The sequence below is a fragment of the Polaromonas sp. Polasp52 genome, from assembly GCF_059491565.1.
Genome location: NZ_CP168513.1, coordinates 497518 through 513904, shown reverse-complemented (window position 1 = coordinate 513904; position 16387 = coordinate 497518). Strand labels below are relative to the sequence as shown.

Here is a 16387-nt window from a genome sequence, read left to right as displayed (position 1 = left end):
TGGTTGGCGTAGTTTATCCAGTCTGTTGCAAATGACGGCTTGCGCGCTTAGGGGTAAATCCCCGCGCCTTCGGGCTATTGGCTTTCTATAATATGGACATGTATCCACAATATGGACAAATCCCATGCCTGTAGACACCCCCGACCAGACGCCGCTGATGCCCTACCAGTACCCCAACCCGCCCGACGCCAGGCCGGAAATCGTGGTGCAGCACGCCATCCCGACCGATGAACGGCTCTGGGTGCCGCAGGCCGAGAACGTCTGGTTCCGGCCGCTGTGCCTGAACGCCAGCCAGGGCTACTGGATGAATTTGCTGCGGGTGCGCAAGTCCGGCGTGCTGAGCCGGCACCGCCATCCGCAGGCGGTGCATGGCTTTGTGCTCAAGGGCCGCTGGCGCTACCTGGAGCACGACTGGGAAGCCACCGAGGGCAGCTATGTGTTCGAGCCGCCCGGCGAAACCCACACGCTGTATGTGCCCGAGGACGTCGAGGAAATGATCACCTACTTCCAGGTCAATGGTGTCATGTACTACACCGACCCCTATGGCAAGGGCATGGGTTATGAGGACGTGTTCACCAAGATCGAGATGTGCAACAAGCACTTCGAAGCCGTCGGCCTGGGCGCCGATTACACACAACAATTTATCCGCTGAGTGCGGACGTATCTTCCAGGGCTTATTCATGACCTACCAGGCCGGACTCTTTAAAGGCAAACGCGCGCTGGTCGCCGGCGCGACCCAGGGCATAGGCGCCGTCATCGCCAACCACCTCGCGGCGCTGGGCGCCGAGGTCACGGCCCTGGGGCTGGGCGGCGGCGATGGCACGCTGGAGGCGGCTGTAGAGGTGCGCCAGGCCGACGTGACCTCGGCTACCAGCCTGGATGCGGCGCTGGCCGGCATTGCCACGCTGGACATTGTGTTCAACTGCGCCGGCATCATCCAGCGCGGCGCCGAGCACGACATCGAGGTCTTCGAAAAAGTGCTGGCCGTCAACCTGAGCGGCACCATGCGCGTGTGCACCGCCACGCGTGAGCGCCTCAAGGCCAGCCGCGGCTGCATCGTCAACACGGCCTCCATGCTGAGCTTTTTCGGCGGCGGCCTGGTGCCCGGTTATGCGGCCAGCAAGGGCGGCGTCGCCCAGCTCACCAAGTCGCTGGCAATCGCCTATGCGCCCGATGGCATACGCGTGAACGCCATCGCGCCAGGCTGGATCGCCACGCCGCTCACACAAGCCCTGCAGGACGACCCGGCGCGCGCCGGCCCCATCCTGGCGCGCACGCCCATGGGCCGCTGGGGCACACCCAAGGATGTGGCCGAAGCCGCGATGTTTCTTTGCACACCGGCCGCCGCCTTTATGACCGGCGTGATCCTGCCGGTGGACGGCGGCTACATGGTGTCGTGATGGCGTCGCCCAGCACGTCGCAGGTGGCCGGCACGGCCGCGTTTTCCAAATTCATGCACGTGCTGCAGCTGGTGGCCGACTCGGAGCAGCCGCTCAACGTAGGCGCACTGGTCAAGGCCAGCGGCTACCCCAGGCCCACGGTGCACCGCATCGTCGCGGCCCTGGTGGCCGAGCGCCTGCTCGTCGAGAACGAGCGCGGCGCGCTGCTGGCCCTGGGTCCGCGCCTGATCCAGCTGGCCAGCCGCAGCTGGGGCCGCTCGGACCTGCGCCTGGCCGCGGTCGATGAACTCAAGCGCCTGCGCGATATCACCGGCGAGACCGTTCACCTGGCCGTGCCCAACGGCAGCGCCATGGTCTATATCGAAAAACTCGAAAGCCCGAGCGCCGTGCGCATGGCCTCCCGCATAGGTAGCAGCGTGGCGCTGCACGCGACGGCGGTCGGCAAGGCTTATATGGCGGCGCTGGAGCCTGCTGTGCTGGAGCCGCTGCTGCAGGGGCTGCCCTTGCCGCGCTACACCGGCAACACTTTGGTGAAGCTGCCCGACTTGCGCAAGCAGCTGCAGATCACGCGTGAACGCGGCTGGTCGGTTGACGGCGAAGAACACGAGGCGGGGATTTTTTGCTACGGCGCGGTGATACGCGGCGGAGGGGGCGCGCCGGTGGCCGCCATCAGCGTCAGCACTTTGATGTTCCGGCAGAAGGACAACCCCGAGCAGGCCTATGTGGCGCCGCTGCTGGAGGCTTGCCGGGCCATTTCGGCGCGAATCGCCGAGACGCCAGCCTTGTCGTCGGCGGAGGTGTTGTAGGCGCCTGGATCAGTCCAGGAAATTCCGCAAGGCCGCCTCGATGGCCGCCGCCGTCATCAAAGGCTTTTCCATGGGGAACAGGTGGCTGCCATCCAGCATCATGATCCGCCCCTTGGTGACTTTCTCTGTCATCCCCATGCCGACCTGCTTCATCTCGGCCGACTGGCGCCCGCCTATAAAGGCGACGGGGCATTTCAGGGGATGGCGCTTGAGCAGGCCTTCGAGGTTGTCGGGCAGCGTGTTGTAGATCGCGGTTTCCACGTCGCGGTCAAAGCTCAGCAGCTGCTTGCCTTCGTCCTCGCCCGTGCCTTCATAGGTGCCGTGCGCGATGTAGTCGCGCAGCACCTGCTCGTCCCAGGCGGCAAAGGCTTTTTTGCCGCGGAAGTGCTCGAACACCTCATCCTTGCCCAGCCACTGGTTTTTGCGCTTGCGGCTGATGGCGCCGGGCGAGATGGCGCCGACCAGCTGTGCGCGTTTGGCGACGCTGAGGGCGCGCGCGCGCCAGCCGCCCAGGATGGGCGAGTCGACGAGTACCACGCCCTTGACGGGCTGGCCGCCCAGCTGCGGGTTGCGGGCAGCGCACATCAGGCTTAAAAAACCGCCCAGCGAATGGCCGACCAGGAAGGCCGGCTGGCCGGCTTTTTCAACCTCGCGGGCCGTGAAGTCGGCCAGCTGCTGCACCAGGTGCGGCCAGTTGCTGGTGACCGGGTAGCGCGGGTCGTGGCCGAATTTGTCAACCGCCTTGACCTGGAAGCCGCGGGCTTTCAGGCTATTAAAAACCGCGCTGTAAGTGCCGGCCGGGAAGCTGTTGCCGTGGGAAAAAATGACCAGCGGTTTGGCGTTGGCTGGCACGGCTTAAATCAGTTTCTCGTCGGGCGTGCTGATTTTTTTCAGAGGCTCGTGGCGCGTGGCCGGCATCTTCAGCGGGATGTCGGTGTGCGCGTCGTCCCAGACCGGGTCCTCGATGCTGTCGAAGACCTCGCGCAGCTTCTGGCCCCAGCTGCTGTGCATCATGCGGTAGTAGGGGTTGTCGTTGTCGATGCAGACGATCTTGTCGCTTTTGTAGGTGTCGGCCTCGTAGACCACCAGGTCCAGCGGCAGGCCCACCGAGAGGTTGGACTTCATGGTCGAGTCCATGGACACCAGCACACATTTGGCGGCCTCGGCCAGCGGCGTGGCGGGGGTCAGCACGCGGTCCAGCACGGGTTTGCCGTATTTGGACTCGCCGACCTGGAAGTAGGGCGTCTCGTCCGTGGCTTCAATGAAGTTGCCGGCCGAATACATCTGGAACAGGCGCATGTTCTCGCCGCGGATCTGGCCGCCGAAAACCAGCGAGACGTTGAAGTCCACGTCGGCGTTCTTGAGCGCCTCGGCGTCACGGTCGTAGACGCGGCGGATGGCCGAGCCCAGCACGCGCGCGGCGTCGAACATGCTTTTGGCGTTCCAGATGGTGATGGGTTCGCCGCCTTCATGGTCCTTGAGCTGCTCGACCTGCAGGATCTCGCGTATCGACTGGGAGATCGACAGGTTGCCGGCCGACAGCAGCACCATGAAGCGGTCGCCCGCTTTTTCATAGACGATCATCTTGCGGAAGGTGCTGATGTGGTCCAGGCCCGCGTTGGTGCGGGAGTCTGACAAAAACACCAGCCCGGCGTTGAGTTTGGCGGCGACGCAGTAGGTCATGAGATGGCTTTGGGGTGTGGGGGAGGTCGGTTTGCGCTGGTTCACGGCGAGGCGGACATCTTTTTGAGGCGGTACAGGGCGTCCAGCGCCTCGCGTGGCGTCAGTGCATCAGGGTCTATGGTACCCAATGCCTTGTCCACCGCGCTTTGTTCGGGCACGGCGGCCTCGGGCGGCGCGGCGAACAGGTCGACCTGGGCGCGCGCTTCGTTCTGGTGGGCCTCCAGCGCACTGAGCGCATGGCGGGCGTGGTTGACCACGGCGGCGGGCACGCCGGCCAGCTTGGCCACGGCAATCCCGTAGCTCTTGCTGGCGGGGCCGGGCTCGATGTGGTGCAAAAACACGATGTCGGCGCCGGACTCGACCGCGCTCACGTGCACATTGATGGCGCCGTGGTGCTGGGCCGGGAATTCGGTGAGCTCGAAATAGTGCGTGGCGAACAGCGTGAAGGCCTGCGTCTTGTTGTGCAGGTAGGCGGCAATGCCGCCGGCCAGCGCCAGGCCGTCGAAGGTCGAGGTGCCGCGGCCTATCTCGTCCATCAGCACCAGCGAGTGCGGTGTGGCGGCGTGGAGTATCTGCGCGGCCTCGGTCATCTCGAGCATGAAGGTCGACTGCGCATTGGCCACGTCGTCGGCCGCGCCTATGCGGGTGTGGATGGCGTCTATGGGCCCGAGCCGGCAGCTGGCTGCCGGTACATAGGAGCCCACGCTGGCCAGCAGCACGATCAGGGCCACCTGGCGCATATAGGTCGACTTACCGCCCATGTTGGGGCCGGTGATGACCTGCATGCGGTGCTTGCCGCTCATCACACTGTCGTTGGCGATAAAGGAGCCGCCGCCGGTTTCGGCCAGGCGCGCCTCCACCACCGGGTGCCGGCCCTGGACGATGTCTATGCAGGGCTCGCGCACAAACACCGGCGCGGCCCAGTTCAGCGTGAGCGAGCGTTCAGCCAGCGCGCACAGCGCGTCCAGAGAGGCCAGGGCGCGCGCCAGCCGGCTCAGCGCGGGGATGAAGTCCTGCAGCTGGTCCAGCAGCTGTTCGTACAGCCATTTTTCGCGCGCCAGCGCGCGCTCCTGCGCCGACAGGGCCTTGTCCTCAAAGGCCTTGAGTTCGGGCGTGATGTAGCGCTCGGCGTTTTTGAGCGTCTGGCGGCGGCGGTAGTCGTCGGGCACCTTGTCGACCTGGCCCTGCGTGACCTCGATGTAAAAGCCGTGCACCTTGTTGAACTGCACGCGCAGGTTGGCGATGCCGGTGCGGGCTTTTTCGCGCACTTCCAGGTCCAGCAAAAAGCTGTCGCAATTGGTCTGGATGGCGCGCAGCTCGTCGAGGTCCGCGTCGCAGCCGTGGTTGATGACGCCGCCGTCGCGTATCAGCGCGGCCGGCTCGTCGAGCACATAGCGGCCCAGCAGCGCGGCGCAGCCGGCCGGCGGCTGCAGGTCTTCAAAAATGCGGGTCAGCAGCTCCGGCAAATCGCTGCCCGCGGGCGCGGCCAGCTCGGCTTTTTGCAGCGTGTCCTTGAGGGCCACCAGCTCGCGCGGCCGCACCTGGCGCAGCGCGATGCGGGCGGTGATGCGTTCCACGTCGCTGCAGCCCTTGAGTTTGGTGCGCAGGCTTTGCTGTGAGCCGCCGCGCAAATGCGTGATGGCGTCCAGCCGCGCGGCGGCCTGGGCGCGGTCGCGGCGCGGCGTGAGCAGCCAGCTCTTGAGCGCGCGGCTGCCCATGCCGGTGGTGCAGGTGTCCAGCAGCGAAAACAGCGTGGGCGAGTCCTCGCCGCGCAGGGTTTGTATGAGTTCGAGGTTGCGGCGCGTGCTTTGCGGCAGCTCGATGAGCTCGCCGGATCGCACCACCTGCAGGCCCTGCACATGCGACAGCGCCCGGCCCTGTGTGTGTTCGGCATAGCCGAGCAGCGCCGAGGCGGCGGCATGGGCTTCGTTCAATGCCTCGGCGTTCCAGGAAGCCAGGGAGGCGACCTTGAGCTGGTCCAGCAGGCGGCGCGCGCCCAGGGCGGCGTCGAACTGCCAGGCCGGGCGGGCGGTGCTGGCGCAGCGCTGGGCCTTGATCCGCTGCTCGAAGGCCGGCGTCACGTCGATGTTGTAGAGCAGCTCGCTGGGCGCCACGCGCGCCAGCCAGGCCTCGAGTTCGTCATTCGCGCAATGCGCCAGATGGATCTCGCCCTGCGTCACGCTGAGCCAGGCCAGGCCGCAGGTGTTGCGCGCGCCCTGGTGCACGGCCAGCAAAATGGATTCGGTCTTGTCGCTGAGCAGCTCGGTGTCGGTCAGCGTGCCGGGCGTGACCACGCGCACCACCTTGCGCTCGACCGGCCCCTTGCTGGTGGCGACGTCGCCGACCTGCTCGCAGATCGCCACCGATTCGCCGAGCTTGATCAGCTTGGCCAGGTAACCTTCGAGCGAGTGGAAGGGCACACCGGCCATGACCACCGGCTCGCCGGCCGACTGGCCGCGCCGCGTCAGCGTGATGTCGAGCAGGCGTGAGGCTTTCTCCGCGTCGGCGAAGAACACTTCATAGAAGTCGCCCATGCGGTAAAAAACCAGTGTGTCGGGATAGTCCGCCTTGATGCGCTTGTACTGCGTCATCATGGGGGTGTCTTCGGCCCCCGTTGCGGAATTTTTGCCCCGAATTGTTTCCTTTTGCATCAATGAACCGGCGCGCCGGCGCCCCCTTTATTTGGCATTTTTTTCACTCAAGCCGCTATCTTAGGGGGAGGCCTCGCCATCCCCGCAGGCCCCGATTGTCCTTTACTCCCGCGTACTCCCGCGTACTCCCGGGCAATCCCGGGCACTTGCGGCGTTCGGCCTGCTTGCGCCCGAAAAGCCGGCGGGCAGCCACCGGACGGCGTGAAACCTGACGCTGCAAACCGGCAATCGGCCGGAAAACGGCTGTCGCGCAGAGGTAGACTCGCTGGAATTCTTCCATTCCAGCACCGTCCAGCCGGCGGGCACCCGCCCGCGCCGGGCTCCACAACCCTACGCAAGGCCAACATCCGGGTCGCCGAGAGCAGCAAAAACACCGCAAGCCAATAACCAAAAGCCACCCTGCGAAACCGCTCCATGGACAACAAATCCGACGCCTTGCTTGCCGAAGCGCCCGTGCTGAACACGGGCCGCAGGGCCCTGCATGAGACGGTGCGGCTGGGCCTGGGTTATGCGCTGCTGGTGGCCCTGTGCCTGAGCGTCTCGGTGCTGGCCGTCGCCATGCGCGCGCTGCTGCCGCGGGCGCTGAGCCGGCGCTGGGGGCGCAAGCTCGCGGCGGGGAGCTTTCGCGGCTACCTGCGCCTGCTGGAGCTCATGGGTGCCTGCCGCTTCGACCTGGCGGCGCTGGACACGCTGCGGGACGGCCCGCCGCTGATCATCGCGCCCAACCACCCCTCGCTGCTGGACGCCATCATGATCCTGTCCCGCCTGCCGGACGCCACCTGCATCATGAAGGCCGACATCGTCAACAGCGTCTTTTTCGGCGCCGGCGCGCGCCTGGTCGGCTACATCCGCAACATGCCGCTGCGCACCATGGTGCAGCTGTCGGTGGCCGACCTGCGCCAGGGCAGCAGCCTGCTGCTGTTTCCCGAGGGCACGCGCACCCGGCGTTTTCCCGTCGGCCGCATGCAGGGCACGACCGGCCTGATTTCCAAACATGCGGGCGTTCCGGTGCAGGCCGTCTTCATCGAAACCGACTCGGCTTTCCTGGGCAAGGGCTGGTCCCTGCTGTGGACGCCGAAAATGCCCGTCACCTACCGTGTGCGCCTGGGCAGGCGCTTTGAACCCGCCGGCGACACCGCGCAGTTCACGGCGGAGCTGGAGCGCTACTTCGAGGCCGAATTGCAACGGTCCCAGCTTTCGTCCATCGCCGCGGCGCCGCCGGCCTAGGGCCGGCGCACGCCTGGCGACCGGTTTCCGCCCCCCTTGATCCCTCCATCTCGATGAACAATCCCCCTCGCGCCGCCTCCGTCACGCACCTGGTCTTGATTCCCAGCTACAACCCCGGCGTCAAGCTCGACGAAACCGTGCGCGGCGCGCTGGCGCAGTGGGTGCCGGTCTGGGTGGTGGTCGACGGCAGCACCGACGGCAGCGCCGCGCGCCTGCAGGCGATGGCCGAGGGCGACGACAGGCTGCGCGTGCTGGTGTTGCCGCGCAATGTCGGCAAGGGCGCGGCGGTGCTGCACGGCATCGAGCTGGCCGCGGCGCAGGGCTTCACGCACGTGCTGACCATGGACTCCGACGGCCAGCACCCGGCCCATTTAATCCCGGAGTTCATGGCCGCTTCGCAGGCCCAGCCCGGCGCCATGGTGCTGGGCGTGCCCGTGTTCGCCGCCGACGCGCCGCGCCTGCGCGTCAACGGCCGCAAGCTGTCCAACGGCTGGGCCGACCTGGAAACCCTGTGGGCCGGCATAGGCGATTCGCTGTTCGGCTTTCGTGTCTACCCGATAGCGCCGCTGCGCGAAGTCATGACCGGGCAGCGCTGGATGCGCCGTTTCGATTTCGACCCGGAGGCGGTGGTGCGCATGTGCTGGCTCGGCGTCAAGCCCATCAACCTGCCGGCCACCGTCCGGTATTTCCGCCCCGACGAGGGCGGCGTGTCGCACTTCAACTACCTGCGCGACAACCTGCTGCTCAGCTGGATGCACGGCCGCCTGCTGCTGGGCTTTTTGCTGCGCCTGCCCTTGCTGCTGGCGCGCAGGATCCGTGGGACTTAGATCATCCCGCCGTTGATCGAAATCACCTGCCCACTGATGTAGGCCGCACGTTCCGAGGCCAGGAAACTGACCAGGTCGGCCACCTCCTGGGGCTGGCCGGCGCGTTTCATGGGCACCAGCCGGGCAATCTCGGTCGCATCAAAACTGTCCTGGCTCATGGGTGTGGCGATGATGCCGGGCGCGACCGCGTTGACGGTGATGCCGCGGCTGGCCACTTCCAGCGCCAGCGATTTGGTGGCCGAATGCAGCGCGCCCTTGGCCGCCGCGTAATTCACCTGGCCGCGGTTGCCGGCCACGGCGGCCACCGAGGTGATGTTGATGATGCGCCCCCAGCGCGTGCGGATCATGGGCATCATCAGGGGCTGGGTCACGTGGAAGAAGCCGTTGAGCGAGACGTCGATCACCTGCTGCCATTGCCGCAGCTGCATGCCCGGGAAGACCGCGTCGTCATGGATGCCCGCGTTGTTCACCACCACCTGCACCGGCCCCTGCACCAGCAGCGCCTCCAGCGCCGCGCCGGTCGCCGCGGCATCCGTGACGTCGAAGGCCACGGCCTCGGCCTGGCCGCCCGCGGCCTGGATGTCCGCCACCACGGCCGAGGCGGCGTCCAGGCTGCGGTTGCCGTGCACCAGGACATAAAAACCGTCGGCGGCCAGCTGGCGGCAAATCGCCGAGCCGATGGCGCCGCTGCCGCCTGTGACCAGCGCGCGTTTGGGTGAAGGGGCGGTCATGGGGTCTCCTTGGGGGTTATGGCGGTGGTTGCATCCAGCATCACCACGGCGCGGCCCGACAGCAGCAGCGCGTCTCCCGCATGCACGCTGAAGTCGTAGAGGACGCTGCCGGCGTTGCCGCTGCCGCGTTCGGCGCGCACGGCCAGCACCGCGCCCACATCGTCCAGCCTCGCGACATGCAGGCTCACGCCGCGCACGCTGACCAGGTAGCCGGCCTTGGGCGCTTCATCCGGCGCGTTGGCCTGCATTTCGGCGACCAGCGCCCCGTGCACGGCCATGGCCTGGGCCGCGTATTCAATGCCGCAGGCCGCGCCCAGCCGCCCGTGGGCGCGCAGCGGGTTGTTTGGGTCCAGGTGGCTGGTGGCTTCGCAGCGGATCCGCAGGCTGTCCCACGCGCTCACGCGCTCGAGCAGGCACATGCTGCCCTGGTGCGGAATGCGGCGCGCGATCTCCTCGCGGTCCAGGCTGGCGGGCGGGGTGGCGGCGAAGGGCATGGCCGGGGCTCGCAAAGCTCAGGGCGCGACCTGCAGGGCCAGCTGCAAGCCCTCCAGGTAGTCGAGCACGACGCGGCCCGACTGCCGGCTCGCGATGCCGTGCAGCAGGGGCAGGCAGCGCGCCGCCGGAATGTCCTGGCGCAGCTTCTCGAGCGCGGGCTCGTCCAGCCGGTCGGCGGGCAGGCGGCTCAGGTAGTCGGCCTTCAGCGTCCATTGCGCCAGGCTGTGTTCGCCGCGGCCGGGCGCCAGCACCAGGGCCACACCGAAGCTGTCGGGAATGGCGCGCGCGCTGTACAGCGGCTCCGGGTAGTCGGTGTCATAGGCGATCAGCAGCACGGGCACCTGCTCCACCGCCACCTGGGTCATGGCCTCGAGCAGGCCGGCGGCAAAACTGGCATCGCGCGCGCACAGCACCGACGAGGTCGCCATGGCGCCGCTGGAAATGCTCCAGTAACCGGCCGCGGCGTTGTGCACCGAGTTGTGAAAGCGCGTGGGGGAGATCAGCCTGTCGCTGGAGGCCAGCGTGCTGCAGATCTCATGGCAGTTGACGGCGTCGCCGCTGGAGGACGAAAACACCGAGGCCAGCGCGGCCGCCCGCAGGCCCGAGGCCGCCACGGCTTCCTCGCCGACCGCCAGCGACACCTTGACCACCGCGCCGGCGCGGCGGCGCTCGGCCTGCGGCAAGGCCATGGGCGGGGGCAGCACGCAGCGCGCGGACTGGTAAGGCGCGGCGCCCAGCAGGCATTCGCGGCCCTGCGCCCAGTTCGCCAGGCCCGGGCCCAGCAGGCCTATGCCTTGCACAAACACGGTGAGGTCCGGGGCCGGAGTAGGGGATGTCTGCGTCATGTGGAGCTTTAGCCGGCGCGGCCCAGCAGCAGGCTGCAGTTGGTGCCGCCGAAGCCGAAGGAATTGCTGAGCACGTGGCGCGGCGCCGCTTCCTGGTTGTCCACCAGGTAGTGGACCGGCAACGCCGGGTCGGGCGTGCGGGTGTTGAGGCCGCCGGGCAGCAGGCCGTGCTGCAGCGCCAGCGCGCAGACCACGGCCTCCAGGCCGCCGGCGGCGCCCAGGGTGTGGCCGGTCGCGCCCTTGGTGGAACTGCAGGGAACGCGCGCGCCAAACAGCGCCGCCACCGCCTTGGCTTCGGCGGCGTCGTTGCTTTGTGTCGCGGTGCCGTGCAGGTTGATGTAGTCGATGTCGGCCGCACCCAGGCCGGCCGCGGCCAGGGCCTGCTCCATGGCCAGGCGCGCGCCCAGGCCCTCGGGATGCGGCGAGGACATATGGTGCGCGTCGCTGGATTCGCCCACGCCCAGCAGCAGCACGTCGCCGGGCCGGGGCCGCGCCGGCGCGCGTTCGAGCAGCGCAAAGGCGGCGGCCTCGCCGATGGAGATGCCGTCGCGCGCGGCGTCGAAGGGGCGGCAGGCCTGCGCTGAAATCAGGCCCAGCGAATTGAAGCCGTACAAGGTGGTCAGGCACAGCGAGTCCACACCGCCCACCACCGCCGCGTCGATCAGGCCGGCGCGCATCATTCTTTGCGCCGAGGCGAAGACCTTGGCGCTGGACGAGCAGGCCGACGAGACCACGACGGCCGGGCCGGCCAGGCCCAGGTACTGGCGCGTGAAGTCGGCCACCGAAAAGGTGTTGTGGGTGGTGTTGTAGTGGAAGTCCGCGGGCAGCGCGCCGCTGTGCGGATCGCGCCGGCGGTAGGCCAGTTCGGTTTGCAGGATGCCCGAGGTGCTGGTGCCGATAAAGACACCCACGCGCTGCACGCCGTGGCGCCCGGCCGCGGCGGCCACGGCGGCCTCAAAGCCGTCCTGCCGCAGCCCCAGCAGGGCGAGCCGGTTGTTGCGGCAGTCAAAAGCGGCCCAGGGCGCGGGAAGCACGACCTCGTCCACGCCTTGCACCTCGCCGACAAAGGTGGGCAGGTCGACCGTGTCGAAGCCGCAGGGCGCCAGCCCGCCGCGCCGCGCGCGCAGCGCGTCCAGGGTCTGCGCCAGGCCGCGGCCCATGCTGCTGGTCGCGGTGAAATGGGAAAGCCAAAGGGGGGACAGGGGAGAGGGCCTCTCTGAAGAAAAAGACACTTTAGCAAACCGCCAACAGGGGCGGCCGCATGCCGCGCCGCGGGCCGGTGCTCACGCGCGTCCCCCGCGTTGCCGGTGCAGGCGCAGGGACAGCCAGGCCGCGAGCCCGCCCAAGACGATGCCGGCGGCGACGTCCACCGCGACGTGCTGGCGCGTGGCCAGTGTCGAGTAGGCGATGCCGGCGCACCACAGGGCGTTCAGCCACAGCAGCCAGGACGGTGCGGAAAATCCGCGCAACAGGCGGTGCAGCCACAGGCCCGAAAAAACAGCCGTCGCCACATGCAGCGAAGGGCAGGCGTTGCCCGCCGCGTCGATGTTTTTCAGGAATTGCATATCGGGGTATTTCAGCCAGTCGACGTCGGCCGGCGGGGCGGCCGTGGGCCAGACAAAAAACACCGCCAGGCCTAAGAGGCAGGTCAGCGCCATCGCCAGGCCGTAGTGCAGCAGCTCGCGCCTGTCGCTGAAGAACAGCGGCGGCAGCGACACATAGACCCACAGCGACAGGTAGACCGGCAGGGCCAGCGGCGCAAAGCCGACCAGATGGTCGGCCCAGGTCCGCGGCATCACGGTGAGGGGAAAGGCCGGGTACTTGAGCAGGTAGAAATAGGCGCCGAAAAACAGGGCGATGAACAGCATCGTCCCCACGCCCTTGAGGAAGAAGTGCCGCGAAATGGCTTCGGCCATGCGGGACCACGCGGTGGGTTGGGCTTGCGGCGGCTTCATGCGAGGGCCTGGCGCAGGGTCACGGTGCGCAGCCCGGCCGCCTTGATGGATTCGAGCAGGGGCGGCAGCACCTCGAGCACGACAGGAACGCCTTGGGGCGTGCGCGCCGCGTTGCCATCATGCAGCAGCACGATGGCGCCGGGACGCAGCCCGGCCTGAAGCCTGCGCAGCACGCGCGCGGCGTCGCCGGTGCGCGTGTCGAAACCGCGCACCGACCAGCTGGCGAGCTTCAGGCCCAGCCGGGCCAGCACCGGGTCGAGGAAAGGGTTGCGCAGGCCGGCCGGCGCGCGAAAGAACAGCGGGCGCTGGCCGCTGGCGCCGGCCAGCGTATCCTGCGCGGCCTGCAGCTCGCGCAGCATGCTGCGCGGGCCGGTCACGGAAAAATGGTGGCGGTGGTGCTGGCTGTGGTTTTCGACGGCATGGCCGCGCCGCACCATCTCGCGGCACAGCTCGGGATGGCGCGCGGCTTTTTCGCCGACACAGAAAAACGTGGCGCGCACCGCGTAGCGGTCCAGCAGGTCCAGCACCAGGGGAGTCACGTCGGGGTCGGGCCCGTCGTCTATGGTCAGCGCGATTTCGCGCCGTGCCTCGGCCGCGGCGGGCAGGCGCGTCCAGTTCGGGCCCAGCCAATGGCTGCGCGGCCACAGGCCCGCAAAGGCGATCAGCGCGTGGTTGAGCACCAGGGCCGCAAGCGCCCAGGGCCAGAGGCTTATCTTCAAAACAATGGCCGCCAGCGCCAGCAGGTGCACGCCGGCGCTGGCGCGCAGCAGGGCGCCGGGTTTCCACACAGTGACTGGCTCAGGCATGCGCCCTCCGCGCAAAAATCGCCGCATACAGCAGTGCCAGGATGACGCCGGGCGCGACCGTGGCGCCCATGGCCTGCAGGATGGAGACCTTGGAAAACGCCAGCAGCCCAAAGCCCGCCACCGTGGTCAGGTTGGCCAGCAGCATGGAGGCCAGGGTGCGCGGCGCGATCGGCGTGGCCGGGTCGGGCCGGTCAAAGAACAGCGCGTAGTTGGAGCCGACGGCCACCACCAGCAGCAGGCCGACCAGGTGCAGGATGATCAATTGCTGGCCCAGCAGCGCCAGGCCGGCCGTGACCGTGACGACCGCGGCGGCCAGCGGTGCCAGGATGCGCAGCACGCGGGCCGGCGAGCGGAACACCGCCAGCAGCAGCACCACGATGATGGCCAGCCCGCCCAGCGACAGCACGATGGCCTCGTGCAGGTAGCCCGCGTACAGGCGGTCTGATTCTGCTTTCAGGTCGACAAACAGCACGCCGGGCAGGGCGGCGGCCGCCAGGGCGGCGCGGATGTCGGCGGCCTGGATGTTGCCGCCCTTGGGCGCGGTCAGCGGCAGCAGGGCGTTCCAGCGTTCGGCTTTTCCGAGCAGCAGGGCGTCCAGGCCCATGGCCATGGAGGTTTTTTCCAGGTCGGCCGGCTGCAGCGGGGGACGGCCGCGGGCCGCGGCGACGTCGGCCAGAAAGGGCGCGAAGACTTCGGCGCGCACCGGCAGGCCCTGCACCGCCCGGGCCAGCCGCGCCTGCAGCTGTTCGGGCGGCGGCAGGCTGGCCTGGCGGGCGCTTTGTGCGGCCAGGCTGGGAAGGTAGCGGCTGGGGCTGTCAAAGCCGGCGATCTGGCCGCGCTCGACCTGCGCCTGCAGTACGCCGGACACCCGCTCGGCGGTTTGCAGCACGGCTTCCCGGCTGCCGGCGGAGACCACCACCACATAACGCACATCCGGCGCGCCCATGTCGGCGCGCAGGCTTTCGTCGAGCGCTACATCGGCTTGTGACACCGGGCTCAGCGAGGAGATCTTGTCGTTGAACAGGCTGGCATGGTTGCCGGCCAGGACGGCGCAGGCGGCCAGCAGCAGGGCCGCGGCCGGCCAGCGCAGGGCGGGCGCGCGCCCGGCCAGCGCCTGCAGCACACGCCCGATGGCCGAGACGTCATGGATGCGAAAGCCCGCCGGCAGCAAATGCGGCAGCACATAGCGGGTGACCGCGGCGGCCGTGACCAGGCCGGCGATCGAATACAGGCCCAGCTGCGCCAGGCCCGGAAAGCCGGACAGCAGCAGCGAGGCAAAACCGGCGATGGAGGTCAGCACGCCCAGCCGCACCGTGGGCCAGAAGCGCCTGACCCAGTGCTGCGGGTCCGCGCCGGCATCCTCGGACTGCACGAACAGGTAGATGGAATAGTCCACCGCCTCGCCGATCAGGGCCGTGCCGAAACCCAGCGTGATGCCGTGCACCGAGCCGAAGCCCAGGCTCACCGCGGCAATGCCGGCCAGTGCGCCGCTGATGACGGGCAGGAAACCCAGGACCAGCGCGCCGACGGAGCGGTAGACCAGCAGCAGCAGGCCCGCGATCAGCGCCACGCTGATCATGGAAAGCAGGCTGACCTGGCTCTGGATGGCCTCGCGCGAGGTGACGGAGAACACGCCGGGGCCGGTCATGACCAGCGAGGCGCCGCTCTGGCCGGCGGCCGCGTCGAAGGCCTTGCGGACCGCGGCCATGGCCTGCTGCTGGGCGTCGGTGTCCGAGCCCGCCGCGCGGGTTTGCAGCAGCATCAGCGCGCGCCGGCCGTCGCGCGAGGCCCAGGCGCCTTCGACCTGCCTCGGCTGGCTGCCGGCGTTGAACTGCCCCAGCAGCTGCAGCATTTCACCGGTGGGGTCGCGCGGCAGCAGGGCCTTGGCCATCAGGCCCGCGGGCGAGGCGAGCAGGTCTATGCTCTCGCCCAGGGCCGCGTGCAGCCCGGCTTCGCTGAAGCGCTCGGGCGTGACGGCGGGGCTCAGCGCATAGCGGTTGGCCAGCAGGAAGTCGCGGTCGCGCGCGGTGTTGACGGGCTCGCCGTTGGAGACGCTGGCGAAGGCAGAGTCGGCGCGCAGCTGCTGCGCGAGCTGGTGCGACAGCCGGGCCCGGGTTGGGGCATCGGCGCCCTCTATGCCCACCAGCACCAGGCGCGAGGCCAGGCCTTCGGTGATCTGGTCCTTGAGCAACTGCTGCTCGGGCGTGGGCGTGCGCGGCAAAAATGCCGAGAGGTCGGTGGTGAAGTGGGTGCGGCTGATGACCAGCGCGCAGCCGGCCAGGAACACCAGCCACAGCGCGATGGCGGCCATGCGGCCGCGCGTCGCGGCTGCCGTCACGGCGCCGCCTGTTCGATGGCCATGCTGGAGCTGTCGCCGTCGGCCTGGGCGATGTCTATGGCGCGCACCTGGTTGCGCACGCCGCTGATGCGGATGCGCTGGATCACCGCCTGCATCTTGGGGTCCAGCGGCTGCAGTTGCAGGGTCCAGCGCTCGGCGCTGCCTTCCAGGCTGAGCCGGTAGCTGCGCTCGAGCGCGCCGCGGTCGCCGGCCAGCGTGCCGCGTATGCTGTCGATGAAGGCGGCCAGCTCGGGGTAGGCCTGCAGCTGCAGCTGGTATTTCTGCCGGCCGCGTTCTATCACCAGTTCGCCGCCGTTGACGACCATGGATTCGGGCTTGGGCTTGAGCGTGCGTTTTTCGAGCCGGTCGGGCGCGGTGTAGAGCAGTTCCCCGGACGACTCCACCGGCTGGTTGAGCAGCGCGATGTGCTTTTTCTCGATGAAGGTGGCGCGGCCCGACTTGGTTTGCGCCAAGGTGTCCATCAGCTGCTGCAAGTCCCAGGCGGCCAGTGCGCCGGAGCTCCACACGGCCAGGGCCAGGCCCGCCAGGACGGCTGCCAGCCGCGCTGCCAGGGACGATGCGGGGGCCGGTGTAGTGGGCGAAAGAGGATGGGTCATGCGCTG

16 protein-coding genes are annotated in these 16387 nt (G+C 68.5%); 5 read left to right on the top strand and 11 right to left on the bottom strand.

Going from position 1 to position 16387, the window contains the following annotated elements; all coding sequences use genetic code 11:
* Positions 1-124 precede the first annotated feature (124 nt).
* The 3 genes from ACEN9P_RS02485 to ACEN9P_RS02475 are packed head-to-tail and all read left to right on the top strand — an operon-like array spanning position 125 to position 2206.
* A complete protein-coding gene (locus ACEN9P_RS02485) occupies positions 125-652 on the top strand; it encodes a 2,4'-dihydroxyacetophenone dioxygenase family protein (RefSeq protein WP_007874999.1) in 528 nt (175 codons plus the stop codon).
* 28 nt (positions 653-680) lie between these two features.
* Positions 681-1400 carry an SDR family NAD(P)-dependent oxidoreductase gene (locus ACEN9P_RS02480; protein WP_495620977.1) on the top strand — a complete coding sequence of 240 codons (720 nt, stop codon included), beginning with the start codon at positions 681-683 and terminating at the stop codon, positions 1398-1400.
* Positions 1400-2206: an IclR family transcriptional regulator gene (locus tag ACEN9P_RS02475; protein ID WP_495620976.1), complete on the top strand. Its 807-nt coding sequence runs from the start codon at positions 1400-1402 to the stop codon at positions 2204-2206. Before ACEN9P_RS02480 ends, ACEN9P_RS02475 begins: the two co-directional genes overlap by 1 nt.
* 9 nt (positions 2207-2215) lie before the next feature.
* On the opposite strand, the gene ACEN9P_RS02470 is transcribed toward ACEN9P_RS02475, so the two are convergent.
* The 3 genes from ACEN9P_RS02470 to mutS are packed head-to-tail and all read right to left on the bottom strand — an operon-like array spanning position 2216 to position 6540.
* Positions 2216-3058, bottom strand: coding sequence for an alpha/beta fold hydrolase (locus ACEN9P_RS02470; RefSeq protein WP_477663850.1), 843 nt, complete (start codon positions 3056-3058; stop codon positions 2216-2218).
* A gap of 3 nt (positions 3059-3061) precedes the next feature.
* Positions 3062-3889 (bottom strand): proteasome-type protease, encoded by an 828-nt coding sequence (locus tag ACEN9P_RS02465; protein WP_007872287.1) that lies wholly within the window; start codon positions 3887-3889, stop codon positions 3062-3064.
* 41 nt (positions 3890-3930) lie between these two features.
* Positions 3931-6540 carry a DNA mismatch repair protein MutS gene (gene mutS / locus ACEN9P_RS02460; RefSeq protein WP_495620975.1) on the bottom strand — a complete coding sequence of 870 codons (2610 nt, stop codon included), beginning with the start codon at positions 6538-6540 and terminating at the stop codon, positions 3931-3933.
* 414 nt (positions 6541-6954) lie between these two features.
* Here mutS and ACEN9P_RS02455 point away from each other — a divergent pair, with 414 nt between their 5' ends.
* Both ACEN9P_RS02455 and ACEN9P_RS02450 read left to right on the top strand, forming a co-directional pair.
* A complete protein-coding gene (locus ACEN9P_RS02455; RefSeq protein ID WP_495620974.1) occupies positions 6955-7767 on the top strand; it encodes a lysophospholipid acyltransferase family protein in 813 nt (270 codons plus the stop codon).
* Between the two features lie 53 nt (positions 7768-7820).
* A complete protein-coding gene (locus ACEN9P_RS02450) occupies positions 7821-8594 on the top strand; it encodes a glycosyltransferase family 2 protein (RefSeq protein WP_495620973.1) in 774 nt (257 codons plus the stop codon).
* On the opposite strand, the gene fabG is transcribed toward ACEN9P_RS02450, so the two are convergent.
* The 8 genes from fabG to ACEN9P_RS02410 form a co-directional block, all read right to left on the bottom strand.
* A complete protein-coding gene (fabG, locus tag ACEN9P_RS02445) occupies positions 8591-9325 on the bottom strand; it encodes a 3-oxoacyl-ACP reductase FabG (protein ID WP_477663845.1) in 735 nt (244 codons plus the stop codon). The genes ACEN9P_RS02450 and fabG overlap by 4 nt on opposite strands.
* On the bottom strand, positions 9322-9819 hold the full coding sequence (locus ACEN9P_RS02440; protein WP_495620972.1) for a hotdog family protein: 498 nt from the start codon (positions 9817-9819) through the stop codon (positions 9322-9324). Before ACEN9P_RS02440 ends, fabG begins: the two co-directional genes overlap by 4 nt.
* Positions 9820-9837: 18 nt before the next feature.
* Positions 9838-10665, bottom strand: a complete 828-nt coding sequence (locus tag ACEN9P_RS02435) for a beta-ketoacyl synthase chain length factor (protein WP_495620971.1) — start codon at positions 10663-10665, stop codon at positions 9838-9840.
* 8 nt (positions 10666-10673) lie between these two features.
* Entirely contained in the window at positions 10674-11867 is a 1194-nt protein-coding gene (locus tag ACEN9P_RS02430; protein WP_477701210.1) for a beta-ketoacyl-[acyl-carrier-protein] synthase family protein, read from the bottom strand.
* Positions 11868-11948: 81 nt separating this feature from the next.
* Entirely contained in the window at positions 11949-12620 is a 672-nt protein-coding gene (locus tag ACEN9P_RS02425) for a phosphatase PAP2 family protein (RefSeq protein WP_495620970.1), read from the bottom strand.
* The gene (locus ACEN9P_RS02420) at positions 12617-13426 is read right to left on the bottom strand and encodes a polysaccharide deacetylase family protein (RefSeq protein WP_495620969.1); all 810 of its coding nucleotides are present in this window, start codon (positions 13424-13426) and stop codon (positions 12617-12619) included. The genes ACEN9P_RS02425 and ACEN9P_RS02420 overlap by 4 nt, the downstream gene beginning before the upstream one ends.
* Positions 13419-15737, bottom strand: a complete 2319-nt coding sequence (locus tag ACEN9P_RS02415) for an MMPL family transporter (protein ID WP_495622127.1) — start codon at positions 15735-15737, stop codon at positions 13419-13421. Before ACEN9P_RS02415 ends, ACEN9P_RS02420 begins: the two co-directional genes overlap by 8 nt.
* A 23-nt stretch (positions 15738-15760) precedes the next feature.
* Positions 15761-16381, bottom strand: coding sequence for a LolA-related protein (locus ACEN9P_RS02410; protein ID WP_495620968.1), 621 nt, complete (start codon positions 16379-16381; stop codon positions 15761-15763).
* Between the last annotated feature and the right edge of the window lie 6 nt (positions 16382-16387).

Bases quoted from the DNA above. Each gene is read 5' to 3' on its own strand.
- fabG (WP_477663845.1), bottom strand. From the start codon at position 9,325: ATGACCGCCCCTTCACCCAAACGCGCGCTGGTCACAGGCGGCAGCGGC.
- ACEN9P_RS02425 (WP_495620970.1), bottom strand. From the start codon at position 12,620: ATGAAGCCGCCGCAAGCCCAACCCACCGCGTGGTCCCGCATGGCCGAA.
- ACEN9P_RS02455 (WP_495620974.1), top strand. From the start codon at position 6,955: ATGGACAACAAATCCGACGCCTTGCTTGCCGAAGCGCCCGTGCTGAAC.
- ACEN9P_RS02485 (WP_007874999.1), top strand. From the start codon at position 125: ATGCCTGTAGACACCCCCGACCAGACGCCGCTGATGCCCTACCAGTAC.
- ACEN9P_RS02410 (WP_495620968.1), bottom strand. From the start codon at position 16,381: ATGACCCATCCTCTTTCGCCCACTACACCGGCCCCCGCATCGTCCCTG.
- ACEN9P_RS02465 (WP_007872287.1), bottom strand. From the start codon at position 3,889: ATGACCTACTGCGTCGCCGCCAAACTCAACGCCGGGCTGGTGTTTTTG.
- ACEN9P_RS02475 (WP_495620976.1), top strand. From the start codon at position 1,400: ATGGCGTCGCCCAGCACGTCGCAGGTGGCCGGCACGGCCGCGTTTTCC.
- mutS (WP_495620975.1), bottom strand. From the start codon at position 6,540: ATGCAAAAGGAAACAATTCGGGGCAAAAATTCCGCAACGGGGGCCGAA.
- ACEN9P_RS02420 (WP_495620969.1), bottom strand. From the start codon at position 13,426: ATGCCTGAGCCAGTCACTGTGTGGAAACCCGGCGCCCTGCTGCGCGCC.
- ACEN9P_RS02435 (WP_495620971.1), bottom strand. From the start codon at position 10,665: ATGACGCAGACATCCCCTACTCCGGCCCCGGACCTCACCGTGTTTGTG.
- ACEN9P_RS02450 (WP_495620973.1), top strand. From the start codon at position 7,821: ATGAACAATCCCCCTCGCGCCGCCTCCGTCACGCACCTGGTCTTGATT.
- ACEN9P_RS02415 (WP_495622127.1), bottom strand. From the start codon at position 15,737: ATGGCCGCCATCGCGCTGTGGCTGGTGTTCCTGGCCGGCTGCGCGCTG.
- ACEN9P_RS02480 (WP_495620977.1), top strand. From the start codon at position 681: ATGACCTACCAGGCCGGACTCTTTAAAGGCAAACGCGCGCTGGTCGCC.
- ACEN9P_RS02440 (WP_495620972.1), bottom strand. From the start codon at position 9,819: ATGCCCTTCGCCGCCACCCCGCCCGCCAGCCTGGACCGCGAGGAGATC.